16 protein-coding genes and 2 pseudogenes are annotated in these 21105 nt (G+C 37.5%); 12 read left to right on the forward strand and 6 right to left on the reverse strand.

All coding sequences use genetic code 11. The features are described 5' to 3' along the window. Positions 1-617 precede the first annotated feature (617 nt). The 5 genes and pseudogenes from BV906_RS04670 to BV906_RS19765 all read left to right on the forward strand — a co-directional run. Positions 618-1655, forward strand: a complete 1038-nt coding sequence (locus tag BV906_RS04670) for a polysaccharide biosynthesis protein (protein WP_087972786.1) — start codon at positions 618-620, stop codon at positions 1653-1655. 581 nt (positions 1656-2236) lie between these two features. Further along, entirely contained in the window at positions 2237-2848 is a 612-nt protein-coding gene (locus BV906_RS04675; RefSeq protein ID WP_087972291.1) for a class I SAM-dependent methyltransferase, read from the forward strand. A gap of 138 nt (positions 2849-2986) precedes the next feature. Beyond that, positions 2987-3320: pseudogene (locus BV906_RS19135) on the forward strand (HTH domain-containing protein); the annotation flags it as partial. Between the two features lie 139 nt (positions 3321-3459). Beyond that, positions 3460-4209, forward strand: coding sequence for an SDR family NAD(P)-dependent oxidoreductase (locus tag BV906_RS04680; protein ID WP_087972292.1), 750 nt, complete (start codon positions 3460-3462; stop codon positions 4207-4209). A 292-nt stretch (positions 4210-4501) separates the two neighbouring features. Further along, positions 4502-4621 (forward strand): annotated as a pseudogene (locus tag BV906_RS19765) (histidinol phosphate phosphatase domain-containing protein); the annotation flags it as partial. On the opposite strand, the gene BV906_RS04685 reads toward BV906_RS19765, so the two are convergent. Continuing rightward, on the reverse strand, positions 4604-5512 hold the full coding sequence (locus tag BV906_RS04685) for an AraC family transcriptional regulator (RefSeq protein WP_087972293.1): 909 nt from the start codon (positions 5510-5512) through the stop codon (positions 4604-4606). The pseudogene BV906_RS19765 and the gene BV906_RS04685 sit on opposite strands and share 18 nt — an antisense overlap. A gap of 215 nt (positions 5513-5727) precedes the next feature. Between BV906_RS04685 and BV906_RS04690 the strand changes: the two genes are divergently transcribed. The 7 genes from BV906_RS04690 (at position 5728) to BV906_RS04720 (ending at position 15302) form a co-directional block, all read left to right on the forward strand. Next, complete coding sequence (locus BV906_RS04690; protein WP_087972294.1) at positions 5728-7851, forward strand: glycoside hydrolase family 3 protein; 2124 nt, start codon at positions 5728-5730, stop codon at positions 7849-7851. Between the two features lie 244 nt (positions 7852-8095). Then, positions 8096-9352 carry a threonine ammonia-lyase IlvA gene (ilvA, locus tag BV906_RS04695; RefSeq protein ID WP_087972295.1) on the forward strand — a complete coding sequence of 419 codons (1257 nt, stop codon included), beginning with the start codon at positions 8096-8098 and terminating at the stop codon, positions 9350-9352. Between the two features lie 195 nt (positions 9353-9547). Continuing rightward, the gene (gene brnQ / locus BV906_RS04700) at positions 9548-10834 is read left to right on the forward strand and encodes a branched-chain amino acid transport system II carrier protein (protein WP_087972296.1); all 1287 of its coding nucleotides are present in this window, start codon (positions 9548-9550) and stop codon (positions 10832-10834) included. A 191-nt stretch (positions 10835-11025) separates the two neighbouring features. Continuing rightward, on the forward strand, positions 11026-11985 hold the full coding sequence (locus BV906_RS04705) for a hypothetical protein (RefSeq protein WP_087972297.1): 960 nt from the start codon (positions 11026-11028) through the stop codon (positions 11983-11985). A 98-nt stretch (positions 11986-12083) separates the two neighbouring features. Beyond that, entirely contained in the window at positions 12084-12710 is a 627-nt protein-coding gene (locus BV906_RS04710) for a metal-dependent hydrolase (RefSeq protein WP_087972298.1), read from the forward strand. A 583-nt stretch (positions 12711-13293) separates the two neighbouring features. Next, a complete protein-coding gene (locus tag BV906_RS04715) occupies positions 13294-13962 on the forward strand; it encodes a YesL family protein (RefSeq protein WP_087972299.1) in 669 nt (222 codons plus the stop codon). 434 nt (positions 13963-14396) lie between these two features. Beyond that, positions 14397-15302, forward strand: coding sequence for a nucleotidyl transferase AbiEii/AbiGii toxin family protein (locus tag BV906_RS04720; RefSeq protein ID WP_087972300.1), 906 nt, complete (start codon positions 14397-14399; stop codon positions 15300-15302). A gap of 152 nt (positions 15303-15454) precedes the next feature. On the opposite strand, the gene BV906_RS04725 is transcribed toward BV906_RS04720, so the two are convergent. From BV906_RS04725 to BV906_RS04745, 5 genes are all read right to left on the reverse strand, one after another. Beyond that, positions 15455-16501 carry a lactonase family protein gene (locus BV906_RS04725; protein ID WP_087972301.1) on the reverse strand — a complete coding sequence of 349 codons (1047 nt, stop codon included), beginning with the start codon at positions 16499-16501 and terminating at the stop codon, positions 15455-15457. A gap of 141 nt (positions 16502-16642) precedes the next feature. Next, complete coding sequence (locus tag BV906_RS04730) at positions 16643-17902, reverse strand: glutamate-5-semialdehyde dehydrogenase (protein WP_087972302.1); 1260 nt, start codon at positions 17900-17902, stop codon at positions 16643-16645. Positions 17903-17923: 21 nt separating this feature from the next. Next, the gene (gene proB / locus BV906_RS04735) at positions 17924-19057 is read right to left on the reverse strand and encodes a glutamate 5-kinase (RefSeq protein ID WP_087972303.1); all 1134 of its coding nucleotides are present in this window, start codon (positions 19055-19057) and stop codon (positions 17924-17926) included. A gap of 47 nt (positions 19058-19104) precedes the next feature. Continuing rightward, positions 19105-19947 carry a pyrroline-5-carboxylate reductase gene (gene proC, locus BV906_RS04740; RefSeq protein ID WP_087972304.1) on the reverse strand — a complete coding sequence of 281 codons (843 nt, stop codon included), beginning with the start codon at positions 19945-19947 and terminating at the stop codon, positions 19105-19107. Between the two features lie 296 nt (positions 19948-20243). Further along, positions 20244-21026 carry an ABC transporter ATP-binding protein gene (locus BV906_RS04745; RefSeq protein WP_087972305.1) on the reverse strand — a complete coding sequence of 261 codons (783 nt, stop codon included), beginning with the start codon at positions 21024-21026 and terminating at the stop codon, positions 20244-20246. Between the last annotated feature and the right edge of the window lie 79 nt (positions 21027-21105).

The raw sequence follows: 21105 nt of genomic DNA on the forward strand, positions 1-21105 counted from the left end.
AGTTTTTTTTTCATACTACACCTCATTCTAAGATTCTATATAAATTATTCTATTCGGAAGAAGGGTGTTACAATTTTATAGGAGGTTTGTTAAGGAAAGAGTGAGGAAAATTAAAAATAACGAGGGTAATATGTAAAAAACAGACCCATAACAACTTTTAGTATAATTGGTTGGGTGATAAAAAATCCGATAGTAAAGTTTTCTGAAATAGAGGCTCCGTCTTTATAAAGGGCTCTTGTGGAGCGTTCCCTCTCAATAATTTTCCCCTTCTTGACATTGATTGTCCAAGCTCCAGATTTTTTCTTTGTTTCTAGAAGGTAGCGTTAGTGTCATACTCCTCTTTATTTAAGTGAATAAAGGCCTCCTTTAGTAAACTTCACTGGAACCACAATATTAGAACACACATATATTATTTGAGAGGTTTTTATCCTGTGTTTCACTTTGCATAAACCTTTGAATCTTATAATTTAAATATAAATATACTAATATATTTGCCTATTGGTATAACTATCCGCGAAAAACTCTGAGAGTGACTTTCTGCGAAGGGGCTGAAATAATGACATATTTAATTGGATATTTCTGGGACGAATCAAGTGGAAAAGCTTGTAAAGATTTCCATGTTTAGAGATAAAATACTACTAATAACAGGTGGCACAGGTTCCTTTGGAAATGTAGTGCTAAAACATTTTCTGAATACGGACATTAGGGAAATTAGAATACTTTCAAGAGACGAAAAAAAACAAAATGATATGCGCGCTTTGTACCAGAATGATAAAATAAAATTCTTTATCGGGGATGTACGGGACATCAATAGTTTAAATGATGCTATGTACAATGTGGACTTTATTTTTCATGCTGCTGCGCTTAAACAAGTTCCCTCATGTGAATTTTTTCCGTTAGAGGCTGTAAAAACAAATGTACTTGGGACCGACAATGTATTAACTGCAGCGATAAGAGCAGGTGTAAAAAAGGTGATTTGTCTTTCAACAGATAAAGCAGCATACCCTGTAAATGCTATGGGTATTTCAAAAGCTATGATGGAAAAAACATTCATTGCCAAGTCGCGATTGGCCTCCCCTGAAAAAACGCTAATTTGTGGCACTAGATATGGTAATGTTATGGCATCCCGTGGCTCGGTCATACCAGTGTTTATCGAACAAATACAGTCTGGAAAACCACTAACGATTACTGATCCCAAAATGACTCGCTTTATAATGAGCCTGGAAGATGCTGTGAATTTGGTTTTATATGCCTTTCATAATGCCTCGAATGGTGACATTATGGTTCAAAAATCTCCATCTGCCTATATAGGTGATTTAGCACAAGCACTAAAGGAATTATTTGGAGTGAAAAATGAAATTGAAATTATTGGTACACGCCACGGTGAAAAGGTTTACGAGGTACTGCTTACAAAAGAAGAAGCGGCAAGAGCGATTGATTTGGGCGACTTTTATAGAATTTCTGCGGATAACCGAGAGTTAAATTATGGTAAGTATCTTGAAGAAGGTTCACCTAAAATTACTCTAACAGATGAATATAATTCCAATAACACAAAAATTCTTTCTATAGAAGAGATAAAAGAGAAATTGTTGTCTCTTACTTTTGTTCAAGATCAACTACGTAAATGGAAAGGAAGAGGAAAAGGAAATTTTTAGTTCCTGGTACTACTTGAATGGCAGGTTACATCATCTCATTATATTTACATTACCATGGTCGTGAAGTAATGACCTTTCTGAGGACACCATTTCCTTATTGTGAGAACATTAATGGTGACATTATGGAGTCGTCTTTGTTAAAAGTAATTTAAATCCAAAGTTTAGGGTAAACTTTAAACAAGCAAAGAATAGGATTTACCATGAACGGGATGATTGGTTAATCTCCCCGAATAACAGGAAGATCTTGTTTAAGAAATATCCACCAAAAAGAACACCTCTGATTATGAATAAGCTACAAAATAGACCAATGTGAGAAGTTAAAAACTGTTGCTAAAAACACGCTGAAATGCGCCAAAAAAAAGGCCAAGGTCGGCCTTTTTTACTCCGTTTTCTTCGATACCCTTAAATTAATAACTACAAAATGTATATCCTAAACATAGGATATTTTATCTCGTAGTAAATTTTTATACAAGTTTTACTTTTATTAACAAAGGTAAAATTTAGTCCATTGGTATATATACTTTATTAAAAATGTATAAGCAATATTGATTGATTATACTACACAGAAAGGTGTGTAATCGATGGAAGATATATTCACGAATATTCACAAAAATAATAAGTGGGGGAGCTCTGATTCTGTTTCAGGACCAGGTTCATCCATCACACAAACCAGAACACTTATCGAAGAATTACCAAAATTAATAAAACACCTTAAAGTAAAAAAAATAATAGATGCACCATGCGGTGATTTTAATTGGATGAAGGAAATATACAAAGACATAGAAATGTATATTGGCATCGACATAGTAAATGAAATAATCCAAAGAAATAAGAAAGAGTATTTAGCAGATAACCTACAGTTTATTCATTCAGATATTATAAAAGATCAATTACCGGAAAGTGATTTAATCCTTTGTCGAGACTGTCTTGTACATTTTTCTTTTTCAGATATTCGTTTAGCACTCAATAATTTCAAGGCAAGCCATTCTAGGTATTTGTTAACAACTACATTTACTAATCGAAAAGGTAATACCAATATTAAGACGGGAGGATGGCGTCCTCTTAATTTAGAAATGAAGCCGTTCAATTTTCCTAAGCCCATCCATGTAATAAATGAAAACTGTACTGCAGGAAGCATGAGATATACAGATAAATCATTAGCTTTATGGGATTTAAATACAATTAACTTTTGACTTGTTATAACTTGCGGTGTTTTGCAAACTAAACGTTTAGAACTAATATGTACCCTATAGAACAGACACTTTAAAAAAGAGTCTGCTCTATAGAATATTTTTTTGTATAATGAAGAAAATAGCGATCGGGGAAAAAATATGCGTAAAAAAACATTCACACAGGGAGACATTGAGAGGTTATTAAATAACACCTATGTAAAATCAGTTAGTCAAAAGGGAATCACTTATTCAGATGAATTTAAGCGCATTTTATTGTAAATATGAGAATGGTAAGCTACCAAAACAGATTTTTGAAGTATGTGGTTTCGATTTAGAAATCATAGGAGAAAGAAGAGTTCAATCTTCTACAAGCAGATGGAGTGCAGCTTATAAAATGGATGGAATAAATGGTTTAATAGATACACGAAAGGAGAACTCCGGAAGGCCAAGTCAATGTGAACTCTCTTTAGAAGAAAAAATGGCACGATTAGAACAATTTTAGACTTTTCACCAATCTGGAAGCAAAACCGTCTCCATGCTTCCATCAATGTTTATATTCTTAGTTTAGGTTCAGAATTCATTGGTAAAATAAGAAGCGGAAACATTAATATAAAGTAAGAGGAGGAATTATTATGTCAGAACGTTTTAAAGGTAAAACTGCGATTGTAACAGGTGGTGCAAGTGGAATTGGTGAAGCAACGGTAAAGCAGTTTGCCGAGGAAGGCGCTAAAGTGGTTATTTCTGATATGTCAGATAAAGGGAAGGATTTGTCAGATCTTCTCAACAAAGAGGGTTATGAAACCATTTTTATCAAAACCGATGTAACAAATGAAGAGGATGTAAAGAATTTAATCGACGTAACGGTTGAAAAATTCGGCAGTCTTGACGTTCTTTTCGCAAATGCGGGAATAGGTGGCATAACGCTTGTACATGAAACCGATTTTTCGGAATGGAAGAAAATCATCGATGTTAATTTACATGGTGTTTTCTTATGTAATAAATATGCGATTACGCAAATGCTAACTCAGGAAAATGGCGGGGCTATCGTTAATAATGATTCCATCCATGGCGTTGTTGGTAAACAAGGAGTTGGCGCTTACAGTGCAGCTAAAGGTGGCGTGAAATTATTAACACAAACGGAAACTGCTGAATACGCGGCTCGAGGCATTCGGATTAATAATGTCAATCCAGGATATATTGAAACCCCATTACTCGCAGATTTGCCAGAGGAAGCAAAGCAAGAATTAATCAAATTGCATCCGATTGGCCGTTTAGGAAAAGCGGAGGAAGTAGCAAAGGCCGTTGCTTTCCTAGCAAGTGATGACGCATCATTTGTAACAGGCGCAAGTCTATTGGTTGATGGAGGATACACAGCCGTTTAAACATTTCCAAATGATTAAAGTGATTGATTTAATGAGATAAGAGAGACCGTTCCATTGCTTGTTAATATAAGCAAAGGAGCTGTCTTTTTTTAGGTTGGGCTCTATTATTCTAGGTTTAATTTGAGAAGGAAGGTAAAGTATGTCAGGATTCGCGGAATAAACTTTAAATTCGCGGAAATATAAAATAATCCGCGGAATAAATAACTAAAATCGCGGAATTATGCACTTAATTCGCGGAATTGAAACTTTGCAGCAACAGTAGCAGCGGCAGCCCCAACCCGCACCTGATCTATATAAAGATGTAGCCAAAACGTTAGTTAAAAATGATATCGCAACAGAAATTAATCCAGGATTATACTATCGTTATCCAGTCAAAGAAATGTGTCCGAGCCCACTATTTTCTAAATTCCTTTTGTAAGTTTTTAGGGGATAGGTTGTATTCTTTTTTGAAGAGTCTGTAAAAGCTTGAGTAATCAGTGAAGCCGCATTTGATGGCAATTTCTTCAATGGAGTGCTGATTTTGTTTAATCATGGTTACTGCTCTAGCAAGCCTTTTTAATGATACATAGCGATAAAAAGGGAAATTCATATTCCCTTTAAAATAATGGGAGAAATAGTATTTATTTAAATGAAAATGATTAGATATTTGGTCTAAACTCAAATCTGTGTCAGTCAAATGGGATTCAATATATTCCAGAATAGATACGAAACGTTGATCCAATTCATTTTTTTTATTAAGGTCTGGATTACTGCTAGAAGGGTTGAAAATGAGTTGAAGTGTTTGAAATAATAGATAATGCAATGCAAAGGAATGATGTTCTCCGCCATTTTTTCTCCGTATCGTGATGTCTTGAAGTAGGGAAATGACATCTTGGAACTTCTGGGAATTTAAGTTTAACACATAAGATCCTTGAGTTTTTTGATAAACAATATCTTCCTTCATAGATGGCGAAATAGACAAAAAATCAGCCATTAAATGCGTACTGATTGTAAACATAACACGTTCGTAGTTATCGAAATTTTTAACATTAGCTTTATGAACAGCATAAGGCGGGATGATAACAACATCACCTTTCCTTAAGTTGTACGTCTTTCCTTCACAAAAGAAGTCACACTCTCCACCTAAAAAGATTAAGAACTCCATCGCATCATGACTATGCAATCGGAATAAAGGCTCTATATCGGATACATTTCCTAATGATTTATCAGAATTCTTGACCCAATTATGTGACTGGAGATTTTCGCTCCAGTAATAAAGATCGAAGTCCTCACTGATGATGGGCATAAAGATGGGTTGTTTCATAGGTTATCACCTCTAAACAGCAATATTTACAATATTTCTAGCAATAAATGTTATTTATTTAAGGAACTTTTTTGTTATTATAACATTATAATAGCCTTTCATGTAAATGCTATAAAAATGTAACCCCTATCTTAAGTGAAAACCAAGTCATATGTATATAATTAATGCATATAGAAGGTATAATTTGGGAGAGATAATGTTTAGGAGGCTTTAAAATGGATTTTAAAGATAAACAACCAGAATTAGAAGTCAAGACGAAGAAACTCATTGAAGTTGATGGTCTTAAATTTAAAGATTTAAATGGAGACGGGAAACTGGATCCATATGAAGATTGGCGCCTGAGTCCAAAAGAGCGTGCAGAGAACCTTGTTTCCTTGATGAATATCGATGAAAAGATCGGTATGATGCTGATTAACTCACGTAAAATGGGTCTTGCTCAAGAAGATAAGGAAAAGACAAGTCATGATGGTGTGTTAGATGAAGGTATTGTGGAAAAAGGGGAAACAATCTTTGCCACATCAAAAGTATATGGTACAACACATACGATTGAGAATAGAAAGTTAAGACATTTTATTTTAAGGGACAACTTTAGCCCGGCTGAAATGGCAGAGTGGATCAATAAAATGAATGAAGTTGCTGAAGGGACCCGTTTAGGTATTCCTGTCCTGGTCGCATCTAATTCAAGAAATGAAAATGCAGAACCTGTTTTTGGTATGAATGATGCAGGTGGGATTTTCTCCACATGGCCTGGTACCCTAGGACTTGCAGCTGCAGCACAGGGAGAAATTAAAGATGGCGGAGATGCTTCTTTAATTAGCGAATTCGCTAAAATTGCCCGCGCGGAATGGGATGCGACTGGAATTAGAAAAGGCTATATGTATATGGCTGACACTGTTACAGATCCAAGATGGCAACGGACGTATGGTACGTTTGGAGAAAATCCGGAATTTATTTCTGATGCAATTGGTCGCCTGATCGATGGATTCCAAGGTGAAGCGTTAGGAAAAGATAGTATTGCAATGACAACGAAGCATTTTCCAGGTGGCGGAGCAAGGGAAAATGGATTTGACCCACATTATGAAGAAGGAAAGTGGAATCTATACCCAACTCCAGGAAGTTTGGAAAAATATCACTTACCACCATTTAGAGCTGCTGTAGAACATGGAACATCTTCCATCATGCCATATTATTCTATTCCAAGTATTAAGAAGAGTGTGGTACAGGAGTTCGAAGGGAAAGACATTCCATTCGAAGAGGTAGGCTTCACATTTAATCATTATTTCATCAATCATATTCTTAGGGAAAAACTTGGATTCAAAGGCTATATCAATAGTGACAGCGGTATTATTAATAATATGAGCTGGGGCGTTGAAGAATTAAGCGAGGCCGAACGTTTTGCTAAAGCGGTGAATGCCGGAACAGATATTGTGGCGGACACAAATGATATTGAGAATCTTAAACTAGCCATCAGCAAAGGATGGATTAGTGAAAAACGTATTAATGAAGCGAATGAGCGACTGCTTACAGAAATGTTTGCGTTAGGTCTTTTCGATGATCGGACGTATAATTCACCAGAATCGGCTACAACTGTAGTTAGTAACAAAGCTAATTGGGATGCTGCATACGAGGGCCATAAAAAATCTGTAACCATTCTTAAAAATCAAAACGAAACATTACCATTAACAGCTGAAAAGCTTAACGGTAAGAAGGTCTACGTGGAAGTACTGCATAAGGAAGAAGAACGTGCAACAGCATACACGGAAAAGGCAAGAAAAGAATGTCTTGAGCTTGGCCAGTTTACGTTGACCGATAATTATGAAGAAGCTGACGTAGCGATTATGTTCTTACATCCAAAATCTGGTTCTTATTTCAATGCGACACCAGGACTATTAGAACTTGATATTTGTCAGGATAAAGTAGTATCCGCTTTGGATGGTTCATTGTATCAGGAAACTACCATAACAGGTATCAATCGTCTAAACGAAGTGGCAGACAATGTTCGTAGTCGCGATGGAAAAGTGGTTGTCAGCGTGAATGTGACATTACCATGGATTCTTGGAAACGTGGAACCACTTGCGGATGCATTAGTTGCTGGATACGATACATTCTATAATGCACAGTTTGAAGTTATCGCAGGCAATAGCCAACCAGTAGGAGTTTTACCATTGACATTACCAGCAAGTGAACAAGTAATTGCTGTTTATCAGAATGGTGAAAGTGTGTCAAGAAATGACGTACCAGGCTATGACAAGGACAAGTATATGCCTGAGGGACTTAGCTATGCATATAAAGATAGTGACGGAAATGTTTATACACTAGGACACGGATTAAGATATTAGGTGCCTGTCACTCCCCGAATTTTGTCATGTTCTGAGAATTAAATACTAAAAAAGGAAGCATGGGGACGGTTCTCATGCTTCCTTTTTTTCCATCGAGGAAGCAAAAGAACCGTCCCCATGCTTCCACAGTTCTCTAATTTATCAGAATATGGTAAGATAGGTTGTAGTTTAGTAAGTGTAACTAAAGTTTTTACATTAAAGCTTGGCGATCAGCCTTAGTTTACTAAGAAAGGATCCTGTTTTTATGAGTACAAAAGTAAGCCCGATACAAATTAAAGATATTATTGTTGCGAATCAAGTTTTAAAAGATGTTGTCATCAAAACACCGCTGCAAAGAGATTCGGTTTTGTCTGAACGGTATCAGTGCAATGTTTATTTGAAGCGGGAAGACTTGCAAGTTGTTCGCTCCTTTAAGCTAAGGGGAGCCTATAATCTAATGCGGAGTTTATCAAAAGAGGAATTAAAAAATGGGGTAGTTTGTGCAAGTGCAGGAAACCATGCTCAAGGTGTTGCCTATTCATGTAAGGCGCTCGGTGTTCAAGGGACCATCTTTATGCCAAGCACGACGCCAAGACAGAAAGTAAAATTTGTTGAATCTTTTGGAGGTTCATTTGTAACAATTGAATTAACTGGTGATACGTTTGATGATTCCTATGAACAAGCAAGGGAATACTGTGATGCGAATGGAATGTCCTTCATTCATCCATTTGATGATTACAGAACGATTACCGGACAAGGAACAGTTGGCCTTGAAATTTTAGATGGAATGGACGATCCTATATCACATATTTTTATGTCTATTGGTGGTGGAGGCCTCGTATCTGGAGTTGGTACCTATATTAAAAGCATTAGTCCAAATACAAAAGTTATTGGTGTAGAACCTGCTGGTGCTGCATCGATGAAGGCATCATTACAACAAGAAAAAGTGGTCAAGTTGGATCATATCGATAAATTTGTTGATGGCGCAAGTGTCGGACAAGTAGGTAATCTTACGTATGAAACCTGTAAACATGTTCTAGATGATATCGCAGTCGTACCTGAGGGTAAAGTATGCACCACAATGCTGGATCTATATGATAATGCAATCGTAGCAGAACCTGCTGGTGCATTACCTGTTGCTGCACTGGATTATTACAAAGATGATATTAAAGGAAAAACCATTGTTTGTGTAATTAGTGGTGGTAATAATGATATTGACCGAATGCAAGATATTCAAGAGCGTTCCCTTATTTTTGAAGGATATAAACATTATTTCATTGTCAATTTCCCACAACGTGCAGGTGCACTTAGAGAATTTATGGCAGATGTACTCGGAGAAACGGATGATATTACTCGCTTCGAATATACGAAAAAGAATAACCGGGATAAAGGACCAGTCCTAGTTGGAATTGAGCTGAAGCACCCAAATGATTATGCCCCTTTAATCAATCGCATGAACGATAAAGGATTTACTTATATTGAAATAAATAAAGATCAAAATTTGTTTAACTTGTTAATTTAATTGTTAAGGAAGCATGGGGACGTTTCTCCTGCTTCCTTTTTTATATGGAGTGGAAGTGCGCAGAGTAAGCAAAAGAACCGTCCCCGTGCGTCTTCCATTGACAATAATTAATGGTTACTGTTATAGTACGTTTGGTCATGATTTCTGAATGATTTTTATATCAAATAAAACTACATTTGGAGGATATTCTGCATTATGAAAAAAGATATATTTACCATTGGATTTATGCTTTTTGCATTATTCTTTGGGGCGGGTAACTTAATTTACCCACCAATAATTGGAATCGATTCTGGAACTTCTTATTGGGCTGCAATTAGTGGGTTTATTATAACTGGGGTCGGCCTTCCTATATTAGCAGTCACTGCTATTTCCTTTGTGAAAAATGATGCAAGAGAACTGGCAGATCGCGTCCATCCATTGTTCGGACTTATTTTCACCTCCATTGTTTATCTGGCAATAGCCCCCTTTTTCGGCATTCCACGTGCAGCAACTGTTGCATACGAAATGAGTTTCGAAGCTTTTTTAGATGGGAATTCTAGTAGCGCATTATTTATTTTTACGAGTCTTTTCTTTATTTTAGTATTTATCTTCAGCTTAAATCCATCTAAAATGGTCGATCAGATTGGTAAGTATTTGACTCCAATTTTGTTGCTGGCCATTTTAGCTCTCGGTATTGGGAGTTTCCTGATGCTGGATACAACTCTTTCGCTACCAACTGCAAAATATGCTGCCACTCCGTTTTTTACCGGGTTTGTGGAAGGGTACTTGACGATGGATGCAATAGCAGCGCTCGCTTTTGGAATTATCGTTGTAAATGCATTTAAAGATCGTGGTATTAAGACGAAGCAGGACTTAGTCAAATCCACGTTAAAAGCAGGAATCATTGCGGGTATTGGGCTAACAGCTGTTTATACTTTTCTTGGTTGGATTGGAACAAAAATGGCTGTACATGAAACATATACGAATGGTGGCGAACTCTTGTCCAGTGCTTCAAGCATCATTTTTGGTAATTTCGGTGTACTATTACTCGGAGTAATCGTTGTACTTGCATGCTTTACGACATCTGTTGGCCTTGTTGTAGCGTCAGGAGAATTTTTTACAAAAACAACAAGTATCCCATATAAATGGGTTATCTTATTTGTTACCGTTACAAGTTATATCATATCAAATCAAGGGTTAAATACGATTATTAGTTTTTCTGTTCCGGTACTTGTCTTTATTTATCCAATAGCAATTGTTTTGATTCTGTTGACATTTATGAATAAGCTTTTCCATGAATCAACAGCTGTTTATCGAGGGGCAATACTGTTTACAGCAATTGTAAGCTTTTATGATGGACTGGTTGCATTTGGCTTTGAATTACAGACAATTACACCTTTTATGGAAAAACTACCATTCTTCTCGATTGGATTGGGATGGCTTCTCCCAGCAATTATTGGAGGATTGATTGGGATCGCCTTCTCAAAAACAAAGAATATTTAGTTGTTAAAGGAAGCACGGGGACGGTTCTCCTGCTTCCTTTTTTGTGTGGGGGTGAGAAGAAGAGGAAGCAAAAGACCGTCCCCACGCTTCCAAAAAAGGTTCCCTATTATTCGACTTTATATAGTATAATGGAAATAGCAATTTTAACGATTGGTGTATTTTACATAATTAGTAAATATTTAGGAGGACCTATGAAAAGTAAAAATATCATTCTACTCCTGACAATAATCTTAAGTCTTTGTGTGATAAGTCCGGTGGTTCATGTCCAGGCTACTTCTGATAATTCATCAGACATCCCTCCAGCTAAAGAGCTGGGACCCGAAGAGCCGGTTTCTGAAAAGAATGTTGAAGAGGAACCTGAACCAGAGGCAATACCTGAACCGGAAGTTGAAGAGCCTATCGTGCCGGAACCGGAAGAAAGCGTGGATGAAAAACTCGATTCGTCTTCCGATAAAGATGCACAGGAAGATAGAGAAGAAGAGCAACCGAAAAAGCCAACGGAATCAAAGGAAAATTTGGAGGACAATAATGTTTCACAAGAGGAAGCGAAACCATCAACGTCCAACAATAATAGCAATCATAAAAATAATTCCACTCCATCTGAAAGAAGTTGGGAGAGCCCAGCATCCAATTCAACCAATTCTGGCAGTAATTCAACGTGGCAGGAAAGTCAAGATATTGAAGAAAATGTAACAGAGGAAATAGAAGTTTTGGAAGAAGAGGATACGGAGCCGGTAGTATGGACATTGGAGGAAATGCTATCCAATAATGCATGGGTTAGTGTCGTTGATGGAAGTTACTTCGCTATAATTGGTGAGGAGCAACAGGAAATCACGGAAGAAGTGGCGATTACATTGGGATATGAACCAGAGGTTGATGTAGAAGCGGAAGAGCCGGCGGATAATGATTTCATGGAAACATACCGTTTAGCGATGCACAATAAAGGGATAGAAAGACTGCCATTAAATGACCCGGAATCTGAATGGAAACTGGTTGCACAGCCTGACTATGAAGAGGCATCCGACCAGCTAGTTGCATCGAATACTAAACTAGATGCTTTTTCTGGGCAGAAGATCCTTGCCTTTAGTGTACTTGGTTTCGCTGCAGTCATGTTGATTATCGTGTATATCGTAAAAAGAAGACGAGCATAATTTAATTTAATTTAAGCCCGGTTATAAAAATATATGGGCTTTTTTTATTTGGTTGGAGAACCCTCCACAATATTAAGTCAGAAGGTGGTTATGTCATCATGAATGGTACTGCACATGCTGCAATAGGTGCGGCAACGGGGTTTGTCGTTGCAAATAATATGGATGTTTCTACGAGTGTAACTTTCTTATTCGTTGGATTGGGCACTGTTTCCGGATTAATGCCAGATCTGGATATCGATGGCAAACTTAGCTCCAGAATAACATTCTCCCATAAGGTGATCCAATCTGCTGCACAATTAATCGGAATTTTGATGATTATTTACAGTTTATATGAGGGAACAGCTACAGACAGATATTTTGGTATTGGCATTGGTTTGGCAATGGTAATTATATCTTCGTTTATCAAGCAAAGGCATATGCTGATGATAACAGGAATCGGGGTAATTGCAGCAGGAGTTTTTCTCCAGGAAGTGTGGTTACTACTGCTTGGAATTTATATTTTAATTGCGTCCTATGTTTCCCATCGAAGCTATACACACTCGATAGTAGGTGTTATTTTCTTCGGAATCATTGCATCAAGATTGGAACTATCTCTTGGTATTGAAGGTGTTTTCTATACCTGTATAGCCGGATACATCAGTCATCTAGTTGCAGACAGTAAACTATTACCAGTGAATAAACGGGGAATTAAATTGTTTTTGCCCTTCTCATCGAAGGAACTATAAGGAAGCATGGGGACGGTTCTCCTGCTTCAAAGTCAAAGGGAAAAATACTGCTAAAATGATGGATTCTTGTACAAGAAGGCTTTCATGGCTAATAACTAATGACGATATTTAAATCACTAATTCTAATGATTTCATTTGGAATCTTAATGTCCAAAATAAATTCCCACCCTATGAGCCTGGCAAGCAACTAGGGTGGGAATTTTGCTCTATTGTAAACCGCACCGTTTAAGGGCTATTATATTGACCGTTAGTGTATTAGCACTAACGGTCTCTTTAACTTATGTAACAGATCAACCCTATTATACCGATACTTTGATTTGATTTCTACATAACAATAATAGATGCTGGGTAAGCTTGTTCGTTCGATGGAGATTTATTTCTATTATTTTTCCGTACGCCCTCGTCTATCGAACATAATCGACAAGTTACAAGTAAGTTGTCGATATTTCCCGGGAAATGTTAAGACATAGGACGAATCGCCCTTTTCAGAAATGTATAAAAATTACATATACAAATAATTCAGTTATCGTTTATAATGGTAGGAGATAGGATTAATAACGAGTAGAAAAAGAGGAGATTATATATGGAACATACAGGTTTAATGGGAGGGTTTTATCGATTAAGTGAGTGGATTACAAGACTTGCGTATGTGAATCTATTATGGATCCTATTCTCTTTATTAGGTGGAATTTTGTTAGGGGTAGTGCCTGCTACTGTTGCATTATTTACTGTTACCCGAAGATGGGTTAGGAATGATGAGGATGTTCCTGTTTTTGACGTATTTTGGCAGGCTTATCGAAGCAATTTTATAAAGTCGAATCTACTCGGATTAGTGTTAGCATTTGGGGGAGCTATCCTTTTTGTTTACTTTGATAATTTGCATCTATTGCCTGCACAGCTAACTCAAATTTTGCGAGTCGTTCTATTCAGCTTTATTTTACTCTATGGAATTATTATTGTTTTTATTTTCCCAGTATATGTTCATTATAAAGTAGGCACGCTTCATTATATTAAGAATGCTTTAATTATTGGATTGACCTTTCCACATTATGCAATCGTCATGATTTTATCCTTGGCATTACTAACAATGCTATTTCAATTTGTACCTATTCTTATTTTCGTTTTCGGTGGGAGTTTCAGTTCGCTACTAATCATGTCACTTGCATATAATGTATTTAAAAAGATAGAAATCAAACAGAAAGAGAAGGATAATGAAGAAAAAGATAAAGAGAGACAGGTTCAGTATAATTAGGCGGAAGCATGGGGGCGGTTCTCCTGCTTCCTTTTTTTAGTTCGCTGGGGAGGGGAATGGTCTACGCATCTACATGGCCAAGGACACGTGACATTATCAAGAGTAAAAATGGTAACTTATGTAACTTTTCCGTTTCACTATTATAGAACGTTATTTATTTCCTGTAATGCTATCTTTCTCTATAATATAAAAAGCACAACAAGCTGCATATTTTGCCTTTTATATACGAAAAACATTGATTGTCCGCTAAAAGAACAGCCTTCATGCTACAGATTTTGGAGCCAAAAGGAAGCAGGAGAACCGTCACCATGCTTCTAATTTCCAAAATTATCCTAATGTCCCTTATATTACTAGTTAACTATACTCCTATAGAGACGATAAGATATATATATATAGGATAGAAATAGAAATCGAATAAAAGGGGTGCATTAGTCATGAAGGAAGTTAATTACATATCAGTTCATAGCAATGAAAGTTTACAGAATATTGCTGGGGAAATTGGGGGAGACAATAATTCCACCGTATTGCTGTATATTCAAGGGCGGCTTTTATACCGACTATCAATCTCTAATTACCGAGAAAAATTCTTGCTGAAAGGTGATCATTTTTTATACGCTTTGAGAAAATCGAATCAAAAGGTGACAAAGAAAATTGAATTTTTGGCCACTTATCTTTCAAATGATAGGCAATCAATCAAGGAGGCATTTGGAAAGATATGTAGCGGAGCGTATGAAGCGGATGGTGTGGAGTTTGATGCTAACGGAATAATTGCAGAACAATGCAATCAAGGGATTTATATTGAAATTCCAGCTACATATAAAGGTGAAAAAGAGATAGTCCAATTGATCATCAGCTTTGGTGATTTTGTAGTTCCAAAACCGCAGAAATTGCATTATCCAGTGTTATCCGACAGGCAAGATGTGCAAGCACCGGTTATTTGGGCATATTCAACAGAAACAATAGTGGCAGAAAAAGTGGAAGAAATACTATCTTCTTCCATTCTAACAGACAATCTAGAACCATTCTATGATATGCATGTCTTGCTGGAAACACAGGATTTTGATGGACGAGTTTTATTGGAGGCCGTATTTGAAACATTTCAAAGGAGAGGCACCATTATAGAAAAAGAACAACCTCTATTTACGCAAGCATTTATAGAAGATGAAGAAAGAGTTGACGAGTGGAGGAATTCACGAAGCGATAGTGGGCACGAGGAAAACTTAGAATTTCCGCAAGTCATGCAGCATATAGGTAACTTTTTAGCGCCGATTTACCAAGCAATACTGGAAGAAAAAGAGTATTTTAAAACATGGAATAGCAAGACCCAAACCTGGATATAAAGAAGCATTGGACCGGTTCTCTTGCTTCCATGCACATCAAATAGGAAGCAGAAGAATCGTCCCCATGCTTCCTAACCAATAGAAGTTAACCATCTATAGTAGGTGGTTAACTTCTTTTACATTTGTGCTAAACTTTTTTAGTTTTCTTCACTTTACAAGAATTTAAGGCAAATAGGTTCTGGAGCAGCTATATCTTTTTCTACTAATGTTAATTTTCCCGTATCTGTGTCTCTTGAAAATAAGACGAGATTGTTGGACTCTTGATTTGCTACAATTAGAAACTTTTCTGTTGGGTCTAAAACGAAATCACGTGGCCAATCTCCTTCTGAAGAAGTATTTTCCACAAAGGTGAGTTCTCCAGTTTGTTCTTCTGTCTTAAACACTGCAATACTATTATGTCCACGATTTCCGGAATAAACGAACTTACCGTCTGATGAAACGTGTATGGCGCTGCCTTGATTGTTTTCAGTAAATTCTTCAGGAATCGTTTTTACAGATTGCAGAATAGAGAAACTCCCATGATCAGGATTATAGTTTAATACGATAACACGCGAACTGAATTCGGTGACTAGGTATGCAATTGATTTAAGTTGTGGATGAAATGTAAGATGTCTCGGACCACTTCCAGGCGGAAGATCCAATCGACTTACTTCATTCAACTCGCCCTTTTTGCTGACACTGTAGGTAGCTAATAAATCACTGCCAAGGTCAATAGCTGCTAAGTATTTCCCATCTGGTGTCATGCCTGAATAATGGGTATGTGCTTTTTCTTGCCTGTGATCTGGGCCGCTTCCGTTATGCTGGATTGTTGAAACAGGGGGACTAACCGTTCCTTTTTCCTGTTCAATTAAATAGGAATCAACGGTCCCTTTATGATAATTCGTGCTGAACAAGTAGTGATGTCTTTGATCAGTATTGACATGACAAGGATTTGCGCCAGGAGTCAATTGTTTGTTCAAAAGAGTCAACTGACCACTAGATAGATCAATGCTATAGGCAGCAACACCACCATTTTCTCCTTCCTTTGCGACGGAATAAAGAAATTGCTTATCGTCCGTGATATTTAAATAAGTTGGGCTACCTATTGTAGCCGCAACGTTGACATTCTTTATTGTCGCTTCCTCTGTATCAAGCTCAAAAGAATAAATCCCCTTGCTATCTTTCTTTGTGTAAGTTCCAATGTATCCGATATAGTTCATATATTTAGGACGCTCCTCTTCAATATTCTTACTATCAATATTAACCAACTGTTCTATCTGAAGCAAGCGGAAGTATGCACGGGGACTGTTCTGTGCTATCTGAACAGAAAAAAAGGAAGCAGGGGAATGTCCCCATGCTTCCTATCTTGTTTGGCCGTTGCCGTTCATTATATATTTAATGGTGGTTAGTGCTGGTAATCCCATTGGGCCGCGTGCGTGCAGTTTTTGTGTGGAGATTCCTATTTCGGCACCGAAGCCAAGGGCACTTCCATCGGTGAAACGGGTTGATGCATTGTGATACAATGCTGCTGCATCGACGAGTTTCATAAATGTTTGCGCTATTTCCTTATTTTCTGTAACTATTGCTTCAGAGTGTTTTGTTCCATAGGCATCAATGTGGTCTATTGCTTCTTCCACATTATTTACTGTTTTAACTGCAATATCTGTACTCAAATATTCATTTACCCAGTCATTTTCCGTGGCAGGCACAGATCCTGGTAATACTTTTACTGCCAGCTCATCACCATGAACGGCTATATTATTTTCTTTTAATGTTTGTATCAATGCATCTTTATTTTTTTCCAGCCAATCTTTATGAATAATTGCAGTTTCAGCGGCATTACAAACAGCTGGACGATCTGTTTTCGCGTTAACAAGAATGGCTAAAGCTTTTTCAACATCTGCTTCTGCATCAATGTAAACATGGCAATTTCCTACACCGGTTTCCAACACAGGTACAGTGGCATTGTTAACGACTGCTTGAATCAATGAACCACCACCACGTGGAATAAGCACATCAATATGCTCTTTCATCGTGAACAACTGTTGTGTTGCTTCGCGGTCGGTACTTGCGATAAATTGTACTGCTTCTTTTGGTATTTTTGTCTTTTCTAAACCACGATGGATGACGTCAACGATTCTTTTATTCGAATTAATCGCAGAGGAGCCACCCTTAAGAACAATTGCGTTTCCAGATTTTAAAGCTAATCCACTTGCGTCAACTGTCACATTTGGACGAGCTTCATAAATCATACCGATCACACCAAGAGGGACGGTTATTTTTTGAACGTTCAATCCATTGTCCAATGTCCAATCAGAGTTCACGATTCCAGTAGGATCTTCAAGTTTTGCAACATTACGCAACCCCTCGGCAAACTCTTCCACACGTTCTTTCGTAAGTGTTAATCGATCCATATATGCGTCATCATAGCCTTTTTTTTGGCCATTTTCCAAATCCTCTTTATTGGCCGTTAAGATTGTTTCATATTCCGTGTCCAGCACATCAGCCAATATAAGCAGTGCTTCATTTTTTTCTTCAGTGGTTAGTAAAGATAAAACCTTCGCTGCTTTTTTTGCCTGAATTGCCTGTTCTTCGACGTTCACTTTATTAATGACTGTCATCAAATTCCTCCTGTGAAATTTTTATACTCCTACAAGCGCGTTAGTATCAAGTAAGCAGACGAGCTGTTCGCTTTCAATTGCTGCTTTCTGGTATTTTTCTAAATCAATATCTGCCTGATTAACGAGTTGATCCAATGCTTTGGAAGAGTAATTCACAACGCCAAGACCGATTTCGTCACCATTCATATCAAAAATCTTCACAACAGCACCTTTTTTGAAACGACCATTAACACTGTGTACTGCTGATGTTTCCAAGCTTGTTTGGTTTTCGATAATTGATTCAGTTGCCGAATGGTTAATGGTTACTTCGCCTTCAGGTCCAGAGTTGAACGCAATCCACTGTTTCTTCTGATTCAGATTACTAATCGTATCTTGAGGCTCAAAATACGTACCAACTGCATTGTTATAGACTGCATCGTAAATAATACCAGCTGTACTTGATTTTCCAATAAAGGAGGAAATTCCAGATGCCATCGTAATTTTAACTGCTTCGATTTTTGACTTCATTCCACCTGTTCCAACAGAGCTACCGGGCTCCCCGGCAGTTGCTTCAATTTCAGGAGTGATTTCATTTACTTTGGTAAGAAGCTCTGCATTTTCATTTTTGCGTGGATCACTATCATATAGTCCATCAATATCTGAAAGGATGATTAATTGATCTGCATCAATTAGTCCAGCCACTTTTGCTGAAAGTGTATCATTGTCGCCGAATTTCAAGAATTCCATTGTAATGGTATCATTCTCATTTACGATTGGAACAATCCCACGATCCAATAAGACATTTATCGTATTTCGAGCATTGTCATAGCGGCTTTCGTCTGAGAAATCACTACGAGTAATTAATATTTGTGAAGCTACATAACCATGGGAAATAAAGAGATCTGAATATGTTTCAATCAGTAACCCTTGCCCAATAGATGCTGCAGCTTGTTTTTCGGGTAGACCTTCTGGGCGGGTTAAACAGCCAAGCTTACGATAACCAGCTGCCACGGCTCCTGAGGATACGAGCAATACATCGTACCCATCATCCTTTAATTGAACAACTTCTTCGACTATCTTTTCCAATTTTCTGCGGCTTAATTCTCCGTTCATACTTGTTAATGAACTACTTCCAATTTTGATTACGATACGTTTCCTTTGTTTATCACTTGTCATTCCATCACTCACTCCATTGATAATTTTTTTCTTTTATTTTTAGACGTTTATTTCTGAAGGGCTAACTTTTCCTCAGGTTCTTTGCTTAATTCCTTTGAACGCGCAGCAGCACTTTTTACTGCTTCAATAATGGCCATTCCACCGCCATGTTTATTCAACGCATCGAGGCCTGCTGCTGTTGTGCCATTTGGAGACGTAATATTTTTCCTGAGTTCTGTTGGTGTTTGTTCTTGTTCAAGTATCATTTTTGCTGCACCATAAAGTGTCTGTGCACCAATTTTCCGTACGAGTTCACGGTCAAATCCTGCCTCATGGCCAACTTCTTCGATATGTTCCATCAAGTTATAAAAATAAGCCGGGCCACTACCTGCAATGCCAGTGTACATATCCATCATTTCTTCATCGATAAGATAAGCTTTACCGATGCATTCCATTAGTTCTTTAGCAAGTATCACCTGCTCCATTGCCACATGCTTACCAGGGGAAACAGCAGTTGCTGATTCCTGAATCATGCTTGACGTATTCGGCATTACGCGGATGACTCGTTGCTGGTCGTTTAAATTAGCTTCCATATAAGAAGTGGAAATTCCAGCCAACACAGAAATGAGTAATTGATCCGCAGTAATTTTCCCACGTAGGTCTTCCAAGACGCCATCTATATCCTTCGGTTTCATTGCTAAAATAAAAATATCTATTGTTGAATAGTCCAATTGGTCTTTAGTTATTGCTTTGATGTTATATTTATTTTTTAATTCGTTCAAACGATTTTCATTGCTTCGGTTTGTAACGATGATTTGCTGTGGTTCCATTTTTCCTGAATGTACAAAACCTGAGATAATTGCTTCCGCCATATTACCTGCACCTAAAAATGCAATTCGTTGATTATTCAAATTGAATACGCTCCTATTTAAAACTTTTTTTTCGAACCGGTAATAAGCGTAACACTCTCAAATTATACTTCAAGGGATTTCACACAAGTCATGTGTATAACGCCGAAATAGTTAAAGTAAGCGTTAACAAAAGGAGATATACTCCTCACATCCGCTTAGAACCGCTTAAATCCGCTAACATCGTGATATTTGAGAAGCGAGGGGGACGGTTCTCTTGCTTCCATTTTTTTATGTACAAGTGAAATAGGAGAAAGAGGAAGTTCGTGGAAGCAGAATAACAGTCCCCATGCTTCCTTCTAGTCGCGGAGGGTCATCCATGGGCGTTCATTTTGCCATTCTACTCCAACACTTCTATTAAAGAAGCGTGATAAGCGCTCACTAGTCAATACATCCTGGCTCGTCCCTTTATCAAAAACTTGCCCTTGACGTAACAGCAACGTATGTGTGAAAACTGGTGTGATTTCCTCCAAATGATGGGTTACGAATATAATGGTTGGTGCATTTTCCTCAGTTGCCAGTCTATTTATGGAAGACATTAATTCCTCGCGGGAAATAAAATCAAGACCATTTGTTGGTTCATCAAGGATTAACAATTCTGGTGCAGCCATTAATCCTCGTGCAATTAGGAGTTTTTGTTTTTCACCTTGGGAACATGTTTGATAGGTACGACCGGACAAATGGCTGCAATCAAGCTTATCCATAATTTCCAAGGCTTTTTGAAAGTCTTCCTTGGTATGGTTTTCATGCAATCCGATTGATGCAAATTTGCCACTAACAACGACAGACTCCGTGTATTCTGTATCCTCTATTTTCTCTTGAAGGGAGGAGCTGACCCAACCAATCGATTTCCTCAATTCCCTAATATCTGTTTTCCCAAAAGGTTGACCAAGCACATTGACAATTCCTTTTGTTGGCCAAATATATCCATTGACCATATCTAGTAGTGAAGTTTTACCGGACCCATTTAACCCAAGTATTGCCCAGTGTTCTCCATGCAACACTTCCCAATCAATATTCGATAAAATCTCCTCACCCTGTCTTTTCCATGAAACACTTCGCATCTCAATGATTGAATTCAATGATTTAACCTCCTTCATTATATGGAAGCGCGGGGACGGTTCTCTTGCTTCCAACATCTCCAAAATAGCAAAAAAGGAA

It is taken from the genome of Oceanobacillus rekensis (assembly GCF_002153375.1).
Lineage (GTDB): Bacteria > Bacillota > Bacilli > Bacillales > Amphibacillaceae > Oceanobacillus > Oceanobacillus rekensis.

Coding starts and splice junctions, on each gene's coding strand:
- proB (WP_087972303.1), bottom strand. CDS start 19,057: ATGACAAGTGATAAACAAAGGAAACGTATCGTAATCAAAATTGGAAGT.
- BV906_RS04720 (WP_087972300.1), top strand. CDS start 14,397: ATGAAGGAAGTTAATTACATATCAGTTCATAGCAATGAAAGTTTACAG.
- BV906_RS04730 (WP_087972302.1), bottom strand. CDS start 17,902: ATGACAGTCATTAATAAAGTGAACGTCGAAGAACAGGCAATTCAGGCA.
- BV906_RS04710 (WP_087972298.1), top strand. CDS start 12,084: ATGAATGGTACTGCACATGCTGCAATAGGTGCGGCAACGGGGTTTGTC.
- BV906_RS04715 (WP_087972299.1), top strand. CDS start 13,294: ATGGAACATACAGGTTTAATGGGAGGGTTTTATCGATTAAGTGAGTGG.
- BV906_RS04705 (WP_087972297.1), top strand. CDS start 11,026: ATGAAAAGTAAAAATATCATTCTACTCCTGACAATAATCTTAAGTCTT.
- brnQ (WP_087972296.1), top strand. CDS start 9,548: ATGAAAAAAGATATATTTACCATTGGATTTATGCTTTTTGCATTATTC.
- BV906_RS04690 (WP_087972294.1), top strand. CDS start 5,728: ATGGATTTTAAAGATAAACAACCAGAATTAGAAGTCAAGACGAAGAAA.
- BV906_RS04675 (WP_087972291.1), top strand. CDS start 2,237: ATGGAAGATATATTCACGAATATTCACAAAAATAATAAGTGGGGGAGC.
- ilvA (WP_087972295.1), top strand. CDS start 8,096: ATGAGTACAAAAGTAAGCCCGATACAAATTAAAGATATTATTGTTGCG.
- BV906_RS04670 (WP_087972786.1), top strand. CDS start 618: ATGTTTAGAGATAAAATACTACTAATAACAGGTGGCACAGGTTCCTTT.
- BV906_RS04680 (WP_087972292.1), top strand. CDS start 3,460: ATGTCAGAACGTTTTAAAGGTAAAACTGCGATTGTAACAGGTGGTGCA.
- BV906_RS04725 (WP_087972301.1), bottom strand. CDS start 16,501: ATGAACTATATCGGATACATTGGAACTTACACAAAGAAAGATAGCAAG.
- BV906_RS04685 (WP_087972293.1), bottom strand. CDS start 5,512: ATGAAACAACCCATCTTTATGCCCATCATCAGTGAGGACTTCGATCTT.